At 42.3% G+C, this 14,280-nt stretch carries 8 protein-coding genes and 4 tRNA genes; 9 read left to right on the top strand and 3 right to left on the bottom strand.

Annotation, left to right across the window (positions count from 1 at the left end; genetic code table 11):
- Nucleotides 1-56 precede the first annotated feature (56 nt).
- A tRNA-Leu gene (locus ACL9RF_RS12435) sits at nucleotides 57-141 on the bottom strand.
- Between the two features lie 9 nt (nucleotides 142-150).
- Nucleotides 151-223 (bottom strand) — tRNA-Gly (locus ACL9RF_RS12430).
- Nucleotides 224-410: 187 nt separating this feature from the next.
- Between ACL9RF_RS12430 and ACL9RF_RS12425 the strand changes: the two genes are divergently transcribed.
- The 5 genes from ACL9RF_RS12425 to ACL9RF_RS12405 all read left to right on the top strand — a co-directional run bounded on the left by ACL9RF_RS12425 (nucleotide 411) and on the right by ACL9RF_RS12405 (nucleotide 8,678).
- Nucleotides 411-2,630 (top strand): glucoamylase family protein, encoded by a 2,220-nt coding sequence (locus tag ACL9RF_RS12425; protein WP_422800957.1) that lies wholly within the window; start codon nucleotides 411-413, stop codon nucleotides 2,628-2,630.
- Between the two features lie 52 nt (nucleotides 2,631-2,682).
- Nucleotides 2,683-3,195: an OmpA family protein gene (locus tag ACL9RF_RS12420; protein WP_422800956.1), complete on the top strand. Its 513-nt coding sequence runs from the start codon at nucleotides 2,683-2,685 to the stop codon at nucleotides 3,193-3,195.
- 322 nt (nucleotides 3,196-3,517) lie between these two features.
- Nucleotides 3,518-7,948: a DNA polymerase III subunit alpha gene (dnaE, locus tag ACL9RF_RS12415; protein WP_422800955.1), complete on the top strand. Its 4,431-nt coding sequence runs from the start codon at nucleotides 3,518-3,520 to the stop codon at nucleotides 7,946-7,948.
- Nucleotides 7,949-8,040: 92 nt separating this feature from the next.
- Nucleotides 8,041-8,358 (top strand): thioredoxin, encoded by a 318-nt coding sequence (gene trxA / locus ACL9RF_RS12410; protein ID WP_422800954.1) that lies wholly within the window; start codon nucleotides 8,041-8,043, stop codon nucleotides 8,356-8,358.
- Between the two features lie 238 nt (nucleotides 8,359-8,596).
- Nucleotides 8,597-8,678: transfer RNA gene (locus ACL9RF_RS12405), tRNA-Leu, on the top strand.
- Nucleotides 8,679-9,220: 542 nt separating this feature from the next.
- On the opposite strand, the gene ACL9RF_RS12400 is transcribed toward ACL9RF_RS12405, so the two are convergent.
- Nucleotides 9,221-9,589 (bottom strand): hypothetical protein, encoded by a 369-nt coding sequence (locus ACL9RF_RS12400; protein WP_422800953.1) that lies wholly within the window; start codon nucleotides 9,587-9,589, stop codon nucleotides 9,221-9,223.
- Between the two features lie 352 nt (nucleotides 9,590-9,941).
- On the opposite strand from ACL9RF_RS12400, the gene ACL9RF_RS12395 reads away from it, so the two are divergent.
- The 4 genes from ACL9RF_RS12395 to ACL9RF_RS12380 all read left to right on the top strand — a co-directional run bounded on the left by ACL9RF_RS12395 (nucleotide 9,942) and on the right by ACL9RF_RS12380 (nucleotide 14,216).
- Nucleotides 9,942-10,023, top strand: a tRNA-Leu gene (locus ACL9RF_RS12395).
- A 239-nt stretch (nucleotides 10,024-10,262) separates the two neighbouring features.
- Entirely contained in the window at nucleotides 10,263-11,642 is a 1,380-nt protein-coding gene (locus tag ACL9RF_RS12390) for an exonuclease domain-containing protein (protein ID WP_422800952.1), read from the top strand.
- A 97-nt stretch (nucleotides 11,643-11,739) separates the two neighbouring features.
- On the top strand, nucleotides 11,740-12,474 hold the full coding sequence (locus tag ACL9RF_RS12385; protein ID WP_422800951.1) for an SIMPL domain-containing protein: 735 nt from the start codon (nucleotides 11,740-11,742) through the stop codon (nucleotides 12,472-12,474).
- A 116-nt stretch (nucleotides 12,475-12,590) separates the two neighbouring features.
- Entirely contained in the window at nucleotides 12,591-14,216 is a 1,626-nt protein-coding gene (locus ACL9RF_RS12380; protein ID WP_422800950.1) for an ABC-F family ATP-binding cassette domain-containing protein, read from the top strand.
- The last annotated feature ends 64 nt before the right edge of the window (nucleotides 14,217-14,280 follow it).

Genomic DNA, 14,280 nt, shown 5'->3' with positions numbered 1-14,280 from the left:
TACACCTTATAAAGAATAAAACCCTTGAATAACAATGTGTTATCAAGGGTTTGAAGTACCTAGGGCGGGAATCGAACCCGCACTCCTTTAACAGGAACAGGATTTTAAGTCCTGCGTGTCTACCAGTTCCACCACCTAGGCAGGTGATTGAGCGAAAGACGAGATTCGAACTCGCGACCCCAACCTTGGCAAGGTTGTGCTCTACCAACTGAGCTACTTTCGCTTGGTGTGCTGCAAATATAGGCAGAATTCTAATCTTACAAAACTTTTATAAACTATTTTTTGTTGTTTTAAGGTAAGTTGTTCAATCTGTGTGTATTAATTTTTTTGCATGTGTAATGCAGTATTTACACAGAAAGGGGCTTTATGCTTACAAATTGCGTAATTTTGCGCAAATTAACATCAGAGATATGAATTGGAGTCGATTGTTTCTACTTTTTTTTGTCCTTAATCCCTTATATAGTATTGCCGACACCTATCCAGAAGTGGTATTCGACAACAGCCTTTCTAAAGGAAGTTATGCCCGAAGCAAAGTAAGCTACAGTGGAGATAGCTGGGTGGAGAACGTTAAGATGCAGTTGCTGGTATCGGATACCTTATTTTATACGCCAGGCAATGCTTTATCGTTAAAGTACAACTCCTCCGCAACCGGCAATTGGGAAGCGAATATACAGTACAGCCGACAGAAGTATAATTACCAGTACAATAATGCGGATTACTTAAACCTGCGGATTTATGTAAAGACAAAGAATACCAGTTTGGCAGACTTGCCCCGAATTACCATCACACAGAAACATCATGCAAACGATACCCTGCAGATGGATCGTTATATTAAAGATTATGCTGTTGGTAAATGGCTACAGGTACGGATTCCATGTAAAGATTTTAAGAAAATTAACGCCCAAGAGATAATAACAGGCATAAGTTTAGTGCAGCCTAATACCTACAGCAGGGCCGAGCAGCATATTTTTGTCGATCAAATTGAGTTTCTTCCAGCGAAATATTCAGAGGTACGTCTCAACTCCGCAGCCCTCCTTACCGATGCCATCGGTTACGATAAAATGGTCTACCTAAAGTGGCAGCTGCCGTTAACCCCTAGCATTCGTTATATAAAGATCTATAGATCTGAAAATGGCAAAGATTTTACGGCTATTGGCATACGTCCGATATTCATGCAATCATGCCTGGATCTTGTTCCGCAAATCGGTAAGAAATACTATTATAAAGTAGCATGGGTAGACTATAACTACCAGGAGTCGCCATTTTCAGCAGTAAAAGAAGCCGAAACAAAGAGCCTGCGAGAGCATGAAGTGTTAGATCTTATACAGCTGGCACATGTAAACTACTTCGTAGAAAATTTTGATATCAATAGTGGGATGTATATGCCTTTCCGTATCAAAGATAAGGCAGTAGTTTCGACGAAAGAAACAGCTGGCGCTATCCTATCGTTGATCGTCGGTACGGAGAAAAAATTTGTTAGCCGTCAGGCTTTGGTAAATCGGTTGTCGAAAATAACGTATTTTCTTAAACGTGCACAGCAGCGCGATGGTATCTTCCCTGCATTTTTTGATGGCCGTAGAGGGGTACCCGAGTATATGGGGCATAGCACCTATTACGATGTTCCGGGGACGGCTTCTTTGATTGAGGCTTTATTGATTGCGCGGGCCTATCTCGATGATAGTAGCGAACTGGAGAAGGATATTAAAGGGCGCATCAGTAGCTTGTATGCACAAGTAAATTGGCCCGCCTTGCTGGATGATAGCTACGGATCGTTTTTAAAGACTAAGGTTAATTTAATGGATGATAACGAGGCTTTAGGGAAGGATAAACCCTATGTTCCCGTGCTTTCAGGGCCATTTAGTAGCATTAATACCTATTTATTGGCATTAGCGTCGTCCCAGTATCCATTACCTAAGGAGCCGTATTTTAATGCAGTTTATAAACGTATAAACACGCCGTTCTTGGAGCAGCTTGAAGAGGGTATAGATGTGGAAAAGATGAACGGGGAGATTAAAGAGAGTTTCGAGATATTGGGTAAACTCCACCCCCTGAAGCTGGATAGCATACAGGTGCAGCCCAGCCTTAATGCAATTACGAGATATGGCATAAAGCTGCCGTTTGGGGAAGCGAATTCCAGGGAGCTAATGAGTTTGTATAAAACATTTTTAACGATAAACCCTAGGCTTATACAAGATTCATTAACCCAATGGGATGCTGTATTAGAGGCGTATACGAAGTTTTATAGCCGCCGCGACAATGAGGTGGGGGTAGGAGCAGCAGATAAAGAAATTTGGGGTTTACAAAATCAACGCGATGGGGCACTCGGTAAACACCTGAATCCTGCATTGGCAGCGACCGCAATTATTGCCGATAAGGCTGCGGGTACAGCGTCAATTTTAACGTATTACCAGCAATATGGTAATGGTTTGTTTTCGGAGTATGGCTTCCGTTCGTGGTTGGATTTATATACCGATGATATCTCGGAGGAATACCTTGCTGCCAACCAATCTTCGATTGCTGTGGCCATAGAAAATGCACAAACTGGATTGATATGGAAATTATACGAGCAGATTCCCGAGCTGCAGCAGCTGCGTCGTGAATTGTTTTCGAAGGTTTCCAATGCTAATTAGTAATTTTTAGTATATTCGTTGTGTTATTGAAAGAATGTTATTTAAAAAGTATATGAGAAGAATATTGTTGTATTCGCTAAGTGCCGCTATGTTGTTTGCCGTTTCTTGTAAACAACAACAAATTCGTGTTAATCCTGGTGCTGTGGTTTCCAAGGATGGCACAGACGATGGTTTAAAAAATGTGAAGAGTGAATTTGAAGACGCTGCTAGAACCGATGAAGGTATTAAATTTACAATATCATCCGACTTATTGTTCCCTACAAACTCATCCTATCTGACTGAAGCAGCGAAAGGTGAGTTAACCAAACTGTCGCGCTTGCTGAATAAAGATACGAGTAAGAAAATCCGCGTGGATGGCCATACAGATTCTACGGGTGAAGAAAAATACAACCTGTGGTTATCGGATAAAAGAGCGGCTTCTGTAAAGAAATATTTGGAAGATGCTGGGGTTGCTACCTCACGTATTACCACAAAAGGTCTTGGCCAGTCAAAACCTGTAGCGGATAATAAAACGCCTGAAGGAAGACAAAAAAATCGTCGCGTTGAGGTAATTATTCTTAACTAAGAAATTGTTTAATAAATTTTAAATAAGGTGTTCCAATTGCGGAATGCCTTATTTTTTTTGACAAATTATTCCCTTTTTAAAAAAAACCTTTTTTTGATTTTTTTATATTTCAGGGTGTTTTCTGCTTCTTTTACTGTGGTTGTTTTGTATTTTCCTACATGTTTTGTTGGGGTGTTGTAATGCTTTTTTAATGGATGTAAATACTGAATTGACCCTCACCGCGTTACTGGTATAACAACGCAGCAGAATCGATTAAAGTGGTTGTAATAAGGGATATCTAGCTATAATTAACTATTTTTGTTCGGATTAAGCGGGAACGACTATGTACATCATTTTTGATACGGAAACTACGGGTTTACCCAAGCGTTGGGATGCCCCTATTACAGATACAGACAACTGGCCTCGGTGTATTCAGATCGCTTGGCAACTGCACGATGAGATGGGTAGACTTATCGAGCATGAAGACTATTTGATAAAACCTGACGGCTTTAATATACCCTACGATTCAGAGAAAATTCATGGCATTTCTACGGAATTGGCCGAAGAGCAGGGGATACCGCTAACTGAGGTGTTGGTGAAGTTTAATGAAGCTTTGGCCAAGGCTAAGTTTGTCGTAGGACAGAATATTGGCTTTGATTTAAATATCATGGGCGCTGAGTTTTATCGTTATGCGGTAGAAAGCCCGATGGCGTCTATGCCGGTTTTGGATACCTGTACCGAGGTAACGGCCAACTTGCTTAAACTTCCCGGAGGTCGTGGTGGTCGTTTTAAGCTGCCTAATCTTACCGAGCTTCACTCGTATTTATTTGGGGTGCCATTTGCTGAAGCGCACAACGCTACGGCGGATGTGGAAGCTACAACACGTTGTTTCTTTGAGCTTGTGCGTCAGGATGTCTTTACCCCCGAGCAGCTTCAGGTGGATACAGGCTACTTTGTAGACTTTAAACGTATTAATCCCGACGTTATACCTACGGTTGGCTTAAAACATGTCAACTTAAAAGCCGCATCGGATGCGATACGTCAACGTACTAAAACTGAGCCTACACGGGTTGTCGACAGGGATAGTTTAGCCGCTCTCCAAGATGCGGCCTTTGCGCATTTACACAACCATTCTCAGTTTTCAGTATTGCAGTCGACCATATCTATTGGCGATCTGGTAGCTGCCGCCGCCAAGAATAATATGCCTGCAGTAGCGATGACCGACCACGGTAATATGATGGGGGCATTTCATTTTGTGAGCCGCGTGCTGGGGCATAACAAAGATTTTGAAGCGCAGTGTAAAGAAGCCGAGGAGCGTGGTGCTCCACGCCCGGAAGGGCAGGTTATAAAACCTATTGTGGGCTGCGAATTTTTTGTATGTGAAGACCGTAAGGATAAATCACGTAAAGATAACGGATACCAGGTAGTTTTTCTGGCTAAGAATAAAGCAGGGTATCATAACCTAGCGAAAATGGCTTCTATTGCCTATACTGAGGGGTTCTATTATGTCCCTCGGATCGACAAGGAGGTGGTAGAGCGTTTTAAGGGAGACTTGATTGTGTTATCCGGAAATTTACAAGGCGAGGTATCGAGTAAGATTTTAAATATCGGTGAAAGTCAGGCGGAGGAGGCTTTGTTATGGTGGAAAATGCAGTTTGGTGCCGACTTTTACCTCGAGATTATGCGCCATGGGCAGGAGGATGAAAATCGGGTGAATGAAACCTTAATTCAGCTGGCGCATAAACACCAGGTAAAGCTTGTGGCGACAAATAACACCTATTATGTCAATAAGGCGGATGCCCATCCACACGATATTTTATTGTGTGTGAAAGATGGGGAAAAACTAACGACACCAATTGGCCGTGGGCGCGGATTTAGATATGGTATGCCTAATCAGGAGTACTACTTTAAATCCACGGAAGAGATGAAAAAAGTATTCTCAGATTTGCCCGAGGCTATTTTAAATATTCAGGAGGTCTTAGATAAGGTAGAAATATACTCGCTGAACCGGGATGTGTTATTACCGAAGTTTGAGATTCCCGAGCGTTTTCAGCATGCCGAGGATCTGCAAGATGCTGGCAAGCGTGGTGAGAATGCATTCTTAAAATTCTTGACCTATGAGGGGGCGGCACGCCGTTATCCTGTGATTACGGATGAAATACGGGAACGCTTGGATTTTGAATTGGCGACAATTGAACGAACGGGATATCCGGGGTATTTCCTTATTGTGCAGGATTTTATCGCGGAAGCACGTAAAATGGGCGTTTCTGTTGGGCCTGGGCGTGGTTCGGCGGCAGGTTCTGCTGTAGCGTATTGTTTAGGTATCACTAACCTGGATCCTATTCAATACGATTTACTTTTTGAGCGTTTCCTAAATCCCGACCGTGTATCGATGCCCGATATCGATATCGACTTTGACGACGAGGGGCGTGGTCGTGTGATGCAGTATGTTATTGATAAGTATGGCGCTTCGCAGGTAGCACAGATTATTACCTATGGTACAATGGCGGCAAAATCTTCTATTAAGGATACTGCACGTGTATTGGATTTACCCTTGGGCGATGCAAACGAAATTGCTAAACTTATTCCTAACCTTAAGCTGAGTAAAATCTTCAGTTTGGATGATAAGGCATTAAAAGAGTCTTTACGATCGGAAGAATTTGAAGCAGTAAACCGCCTGAAAGGTATTGCCGATGGTGCTGGCTTGGAGGCGGAAACCATTAAACAGGCCCGGGTATTGGAGGGGTCTATGCGTAATACGGGCATCCATGCCTGTGGTGTAATTATTACACCCGATGATATCACGAACTTCGTTCCCGTATCCTTGGCTAAAGACTCGGATTTGTATGTTACGCAGTTTGATAACTCGGTGGTAGAAAGTGCGGGTTTACTAAAAATGGACTTCCTGGGGTTAAAGACTTTAACCCTGATTAAGGATACCGTTGCCAACGTAAAACTACGCCACGATGTTGAGCTGGATCCGGATAAATTCCCGATTGATGATGTGAAAACGTACGAGTTGTTTCAGCGGGGTGAAACTATTGGCGTGTTCCAGTACGAGTCGCCAGGTATGCAGAAGTACATGAAGGAGCTGAAGCCTACAGTATTTGCCGATTTAATTGCCATGAACGCCTTGTATAGGCCAGGTCCGATAGAGTATATCCCATCTTTTATTAAGCGTAAACATGGTATTGAACCTATTATTTACGATTTGGATGCCTGCGAGGAGTACCTGAGTGAAACTTACGGTATCACGGTGTACCAAGAGCAGGTTATGTTGTTGTCGCAAAAGTTGGCCGGTTTCTCGAAAGGTGATGCCGATGTTTTGCGTAAGGCGATGGGTAAAAAGCAAAAGGCGGTGTTGGACAAAATGAAGCCTAAGTTTGTGGAGCAGGCAGCAGAAAAAGGACATAACCCGAAGGTTTTGGAAAAGATTTGGACCGACTGGGAGGCTTTTGCGTCTTACGCGTTCAATAAATCGCACTCTACTTGTTATGCTTGGGTAGCCTACCAAACGGCTTACCTGAAAGCACACTATCCGGCAGAATATATGGCTGCGGTACTATCGAATAATATGAACGATATTAAGCAGGTGACCTTCTTTATGGAGGAATGTAAACGTATGGGGCTGGAGGTTTTAGGGCCTGATGTGAATGAATCACATTATAAGTTTACGGTAAACGAGCAGGGGTCGATTCGCTTTGGTATTGGTGCAGTGAAGGGGGTAGGTGCAGGTGCTGTGGATACCATTGTTCAGACGCGTAGTAGCGCGCCTTATAAATCTATTTTCGATTTTGCTAAGCGTATTGATTTACGCGCCGCGAATAAAAAGGCCTTTGAGAGCCTTGCCTATGGCGGTGGTTTCGATGGTTTTAGCGATACACATAGGGCACAGTATTTCCATAGGGATATGGACGGCTCTACCGGAATTGAAAAAGCGGTGAAGTTTGGACAGCGTTTCAAGGAAAATGAACAATCGGCGCAGGTTAGTTTGTTTGGTGGGGATGCTGCGGCCGAATTGCCGGAGCCCGTACTAACCCCTTGTCCGCATTGGGGCCTAATTGAGAAGTTAAAATACGAAAAGGATGTTATCGGGATCTATTTAACGAGCCATCCTTTGGATAACTATAAGTTTGAAATTCAGTATTTCTGTCAGAATAACGTCCGCGATTTACAGCTTATAAATAAGGTTAAAGCATCGGAAGTGGAGGAGGAGGTGTTATTGGATTTTAACCGTATTAAAAACAAGGAGGTTGTGGTAGGCGGAATTATCGCCTCGGCAGCGCATAAGGTTTCTAAATCGGGTAAACCTTTTGGTGCTTTTATTATCGAGGATTATTACGATTCTTATGAAATAGCGGTATTCGGCGAAGATTATGTGAAGTTTAAAGGCTATTTGCAGGAGGGCTATTTTGTGCAGATCCGCGGGTTGGTGCAGGAACGCTTTAAGCAGGTCGGCAACTGGGGGTTTGAGCTTAAGGGCATACAGTTGTTGTCGGAATTGCGCGATAAACTGGCTAAGTGTTTTACCATACAGATTGCACTTCAGGCGTTGAATGAGGAAATGGTAGCAGCTATCGACAGCTTGATACAGGCAACAGCAGGTGAAGAAGAAGGTGCTGAGGCACCAAACTGTCAGCTGAAGTTTAAGGTCGTTGATGTGCAGGATGAACTGGGGGTTGAAATGCCGGCGAAAACAACGAAAATAAAGCTTACAAATGAACTTATTGATGCCCTCGATAATATGGAGGGTGTTAAGTATAAATTAAATTGATAGGCTATAGATTTTATTACATTGTAATAACACGTACTTATTAGTGAATTAGCTTATATTTGTATATTAATTAAAAGAAAGAGGAAAATATTATGGCATTAGAAATTACAGATAGCAATTTTGAAGAATTGGTATTAAAAGCAGATAAACCCGTTCTTATTGATTTTTGGGCAGAGTGGTGTGGTCCATGCCGTATGGTAGGCCCTATCGTTGATGAAATCGCGAAAGAATATGAAGGTCAAGCCGTTGTTGGTAAAGTTGACGTGGATAGCAACCCAGAGATTTCTGTTCGTTTCGGAATTAGAAATATCCCTGCTTTATTGTTCTTCAAAAATGGAGAAATCGTGGACAAACAAGTTGGTGCGGTGCCTAAATCTGTGTTAACAGAGAAATTGGCGAAACAATTGTAAGAAAATTAACAGTAAAAACGATAGGTTTAAAAATCGTTTTTTCCATACAAGAAAAGGTGTCTACTGTAGATACCTTTTCTTGTTTTTAGTGATGCGGTATACGGTATGCGGCATGTTTTTATTATTATGTGAAATATTTTGTGGTAATAATCAGCTACTTTACTGCTGTAGGCGAATTTATTTTTGTGATTCTCCTGAATAGACCTATATTTGCACTGTCGAAACAACAAAACAGCTTGCCCAGCTGGCGGAATTGGTAGACGCGTTGGTCTCAAACACCAATATCTTCGGATGTGCCGGTTCGACTCCGGCGCTGGGTACGAAGCCGGATTAAGTTCTAATTTTAGTTCTTACTCCGGTTTTTTTGGTTTATAGCCATTTGTTAACTAAATACATAAGTTCTGCTGCCGGATTCATTTTATTACCTCCTTATAAACCTCTGCCATGCCCGCTTTAGGTACACATTCTTTTCGCTTTTTTATAAACGCTTTGTTAACTTCTTCTGCTTAACTATATAGATTAGGATAACCAAACTGGCAGAAGCCCTCTACAACGAGGAATTTGCGGTTATTGCCCCAGATCATCGCCCACGATTGGCGGGCCAACTACATAGACGCGCAACTAAATGGTGCGAAAGCGCCCGATGCCGATCAGGAAACTATGGGTGCCATGCCTTGGACGGGCGAACAGGTTAACTATAAAGACCGCGTATCCTGTTTTCGGCAATATTCGCAGACGCAAAAGCATCTCACCCACGGCCTTTCTGGATAAGATGTACGAGGCCATATTCAAACGGGTGGACGAGGATCTGGCCTACCACCCGCAAAAGGATAAGCTACGGCAGCGACCCACCAAATAGCCATTATACGATATAAACGCCTACTTGGTACATGATAATGATAACCGAAAGTAAACCCGTAACAAGGTAGTAACGCTGTGGTTCATCCGTCTGCACCTTAGGTTTCCGCCTCACAAGCCCCACAATTAGATCGCCAAATAACAACACAAGGCTGATAAAATAAACGTACGTTACCATATAGTTTATCGCATGGACGGTAGCTGTTGACAGGGTACCGTTGTATAACGGACTTTCACGTGTTTCATGCTCCCTGAAAAAACCCAGCTTGAGCGCAATGGATAATCCGCCCATGTTGATTGCCCAGAAGAGCACGTGTAAAACGGATAAGGTATATCCGATGTAGCTCAGTATTTTAAGAATCTTCGTTTTCATGGTTAACAATTGCTATTTAAGCTTGATAATGGTTGCCTACCGTCTATTACATCCTTGATCAATTTCCAATCCGGCTGCCTGATGGTTTCCGGCTGTCTGACCGCCTGGCCGCTTAAAAGCTGACCTCATTTTCCTTCTAAGGTCGAAATTTGCTTTCAAAGGTCAATAAAATCGTTTAACAACAATCCTGCTGGGAGTACAAAACAAGAAAGCGAGCCGTAAAAAGTTCGCTTTTTTTATGTGCAATTATTGATTTTAAATAGCCATTTAGCAGCGCCAAAATAAAAACAAAAAAATTTGATTACATCGTAAATAACGCTATATTTGCAGCGTCGAACAACAAAAACAGCTTGCCCAGCTGGCGGAATTGGTAGACGCGTTGGTCTCAAACACCAATATCTTCGGATGTGCCGGTTCGACTCCGGCGCTGGGTACAAAACAAAAAAGCGAGCCTTAAAAAGTTCGCTTTTCTTTTTTTAAACAGGGTTTCATCAACAGCAGCCTATCTTTTAAACCACTTACGACCTATTCACGCCCTGATTTCTGTAGACATTTTGTAGACAATTTTTAAGTATCTATACTTTACGCTATCTTTGTAAAGGCGTATATCCTTTTACTTTACGCTCATATCTAATGTTTTAAGTCTATTGTTGCAAGTATCAATTGTGGAAAAATGGAATACGCTATAGTCGATATTGAAACCACCGGTTCGTATGCCAGTGGCAACAGCATCACCGAGATTGCTATATTAATTCATAATGGGCAGCATGTAATCGAGCGGTATCAGACTTTAATAAATCCAGGCAGTTTTATTCCTTTCCACATTCAGGCCTTAACGGGTATAAGCAATGAAATGGTGGAGGATGCTCCGCCATTTAGTGCCGTTGCCGCCACCGTGTACCAGCTGTTGCACAAGCGCATTTTCGTGGCTCATAATGTAAACTTCGATTATTCTTTTATTGTTCAGGAATTGCAGATGGCCGGGTATAGCTGGAAGGCACCAAAGCTGTGTACAGTACGCTTATCGCGAAAAATTATACCCAATATGGCATCGTATAGCTTAGGGAAGTTGTGCCATAATTTAGGGATCCCTATTCAAGACCGGCACCGCGCTATGGGCGATGCGGAGGCGACGGTTATTCTATTTGAGCATTTGTTACATGCAGATAGCGCAGGAATAATTGCCGCAACGTTAAAGAAGACGAAGGAGCAGCGTTTGCCTACGCATATTAATGAGGAGGATTTTTTGCGGCTCCCCGAAACGGCTGGTGTTTATTTATTTTTGAATAGACAGGGTAAGGTGCTGTATATTGGTAAAGCTGTAAATATCAAAAAGCGGGTTCTGAGTCATTTTTCGGGTAATAGTGGAACCTTAAAACGGCAGGCTTTTATGAATGAAATCCGACATATAGATTTTGAAGAGTCGGGTACAGAGCTGATGGCACTTTTAATGGAATGTCAATTGATCAAAAAGCATTGGCCTCCTTATAATAGAGCTTTAAAGAAGTTTGAACCTAAGTTTGCGTTAATTCATTACGAAGATCAAGGGGGATATCAGCGTTTATTGGTTGCACCTTACCATAAACATGCAGAGGCGCTTCAATATTTTGAGCGTCCATATGAGGGGAATCAACTGTTGCTGGAACTGATGGAGCGTTACCAGCTGGACAGTAAATTTTGTCAGTTTTATTCGGTGGAGGCGGATGGCGCAAAGCGTATCCTTGCCGGGCCTACTACCAACAGCCTGCCCGGGGTAGAGGTAGCGGAACATAACGCCAAAATAGAAGCAGCCATTCGTGCCATAGAAGCACAACGGCGAAGTTTTGTGCTGATAGATCAGGGGCGTAATTTAAATGAAAAATCGTATATCTATTATAAAGACGATCATTTGCATGCCTTTGGATTTGTGGATGCCGATAATCAAAGCCGTACACTGGCGGATATCGTGTCGGAGAAGGATCGCTGCCTGCGTAATTATTACATGACCTGCTTAGTTTTACAATACGCCGAGCGTTTTCCGAGTAAGGTACATCGGCTTCCGGATACGGAGTAATTCGTTCTTCATTCTTTGTAATTTAATTATTAAGTTAATAAAATTCTGTTAGCTGTACGAATCGGCTTAGTTATTGCTGATCTTTACAGAAAAATAGATGAATATTAAACGTTTTAAACTTTTTGCTTGTATAGGGGTTCTCACTCTTACAACGCTAGGCTGCGGTGGTAATAATAACAACGTAAACGATCAGAAAAAAATCCGCGTCGGCGGCGAGGGCAAAATCCGGGTTATGCCCGACCAGGTTATCCTTACCATAAGTGCTGGTTTTACGAAACCACGTATGCAGGATGCCGTGCGCGAGACGCAAGGTACGGTAGATTCGGTTATAGGCATTTTAGCTAGTTTTGGCAACAAAGATCAGGATATCAAAACGAGTAGTATCTCTGCAAATAAAGATTACGATTATATCGGCAGTAAATATACCTTCGTAGGTTATAAAGCCGAGCAGACCATAGATTTTACCTTAAATGATCTCCGGAATTTTACCGCACTTACTGCCAAATTGTTGGAAACAAAAATCAGCAGCATTTCCAATATACAATTTAGTCATTCTAAGGCCGATAGTTTATTTCGCGAAGCGGATCTTATAGCCTACGATGATGCGCTGAAATCTGCCCAAAAATTGGCTCATCGTGCCGATGTTAAGCTGGGGAAACTGTTGCTGTTGTCTAATGACTTTAGTTCTACCCTGGGCAATGGTAGCGCGGGTTATTCTTCGGGTGATCGTATTGAGACTTATAATAAGGGCTTTGGCGGCCAGGGGTTTAAGGTTGCACCGGAGGTTATTGAGTTTAAACGTAATATAACCACCGAGTTTGCCATAGATTAATGCTGCCCTAACCCTTTTTTCCTCCGGTTATACGCTGGGTTTTACATTCTGGGATAAGTCGCTAATGAACACGGGGTGGGCTTAAATATCTAAAATATAAACTGTATCTTTGCCGCATGATTAATGTATCAAACCTGTCCCTTCGTTTTGGCAAACGTGTGCTATTCGAAGATGTTAATTTAAAATTCACTCCAGGAAACTGTTACGGTATTATTGGTGCTAATGGTGCTGGTAAATCTACTTTCTTGAAAATTATTTCGGGTGATGTTGATCCTTCAACTGGTTCGGTTGCTTTTACTCCAGGTGAACGTATGTCTGTATTGAAGCAGAATCACTATGAGTTTGACGAGTTTACGGTGATTGAAACGGTAATGATGGGAAATCAGGACCTGTACAAAATCATGAAAGAGAAAGACGCAATCTACTTAAAGGAAGACTTTACGGATGCGGATGGTGAGCGTGCCGGAGAGTTGGAAAGCCTTTTTGCCGAAATGGATGGTTGGAATGCGGAAAGTAATGCTGCAACGTTGTTGAGTAATTTGGGTATCAAAGAAGAGGCACATTATAAGCAAGTAAAAGAGTTGGATGGTAACGAGAAAGTTCGTGTGTTATTGGCGCAGGCACTTTTTGGTAAACCTGATATCCTTATTCTGGATGAGCCTACCAACGACTTGGATATTAATACCATTGCCTGGCTGGAAGATTTCTTGGCTAGTTATGAGGCTACTGTATTGGTGGTATCCCACGACCGTCACTTCTTGGATGCGGTATGTACGCATATCGTGGATATTGATTTTAGTAAGATGACCATCTATACCGGTAACTATACGTTCTGGTACGAATCGTCGCAGTTGGCTTTAAAACAACGCACAGACCAAAATAAGAAAATGGAAGATAAGGTTAAGGAGCTTCAGGAGTTTATCCGTCGTTTCTCGGCCAATGCTTCGAAATCTAAACAGGCGACCTCACGTAAGAAAGCCTTGGACAAAATTAATATCGACGAGATTAAGCCATCAAACAGAAAGTATCCGGCTATTATGTTCAACACGATGGACAGAGAGCCTGGCGATCAGATTCTGCAGGTGGAAGGCTTAAGCAAGACGGTAAATGGCGAGGTATACTTTAAGGATATCACTTTTATGATTAATAAAGGCGATAAGATTGCCGTTTTAGGTCCTAATAACTTGATTACCTCGGCTTTCTATGAAATTATTTCGGGAAGAGATACGGATTTTACGGGCGAGTATAAGTGGGGTGTTACGATTACACCGACCGATATGCCGATAGAAAATGCGAGCTACTTTGATGGTAATAATGAAAATTTAATAGACTGGTTGCGCAATTATACGACACGCCCGGATGCGGATGAGCAATTTATCCGTGGTTTCTTGGGTAAAATGTTATTCTCGGGTGAGGAGGTCATGAAAAAAGTGTCGGTATTATCTGGAGGCGAGAAGATGCGTTGTATGTTCTCAAAAATGATGCTTCAGGGTGCTAACTTCCTTATTTTCGATGAGCCTACCAACCACTTGGATTTGGAGTCTATTACCGCATTAAACAACGGTATGAAAGATTTCCGCGGCTCATTATTGTTCACCTCCCGTGACCATGAGTTAACGGAAACGGTGGCCAACCGTATTATAGAGCTTACACCTAAGGGTATTATTGATAAGTTGATGACTTACGATGAGTATATTAACTCGGACGTGGTGAAAGCCCAACGTGAGGAGATGTATAAATAAGAAATAAAAAAAAACGGTATGTGAAAACTACCGTTTTTTTGTAGGGTAAAATATAAATGCCATC

It is taken from the genome of Sphingobacterium sp. Mn56C, from assembly GCF_049319645.1.
GTDB lineage: Bacteria > Bacteroidota > Bacteroidia > Sphingobacteriales > Sphingobacteriaceae > Sphingobacterium.
The sequence above is the reverse complement of the archived record's forward strand: the minus strand, read 5'-3'. Positions and strand labels throughout refer to the sequence as shown.

Bases quoted from the DNA above. Each gene is read 5' to 3' on its own strand.
- ACL9RF_RS12425 (WP_422800957.1), top strand. From the start codon at position 411: ATGAATTGGAGTCGATTGTTTCTACTTTTTTTTGTCCTTAATCCCTTA.
- ACL9RF_RS12420 (WP_422800956.1), top strand. From the start codon at position 2,683: ATGAGAAGAATATTGTTGTATTCGCTAAGTGCCGCTATGTTGTTTGCC.
- dnaE (WP_422800955.1), top strand. From the start codon at position 3,518: ATGTACATCATTTTTGATACGGAAACTACGGGTTTACCCAAGCGTTGG.
- trxA (WP_422800954.1), top strand. From the start codon at position 8,041: ATGGCATTAGAAATTACAGATAGCAATTTTGAAGAATTGGTATTAAAA.
- ACL9RF_RS12400 (WP_422800953.1), bottom strand. From the start codon at position 9,589: ATGAAAACGAAGATTCTTAAAATACTGAGCTACATCGGATATACCTTA.
- ACL9RF_RS12390 (WP_422800952.1), top strand. From the start codon at position 10,263: ATGGAATACGCTATAGTCGATATTGAAACCACCGGTTCGTATGCCAGT.
- ACL9RF_RS12385 (WP_422800951.1), top strand. From the start codon at position 11,740: ATGAATATTAAACGTTTTAAACTTTTTGCTTGTATAGGGGTTCTCACT.
- ACL9RF_RS12380 (WP_422800950.1), top strand. From the start codon at position 12,591: ATGATTAATGTATCAAACCTGTCCCTTCGTTTTGGCAAACGTGTGCTA.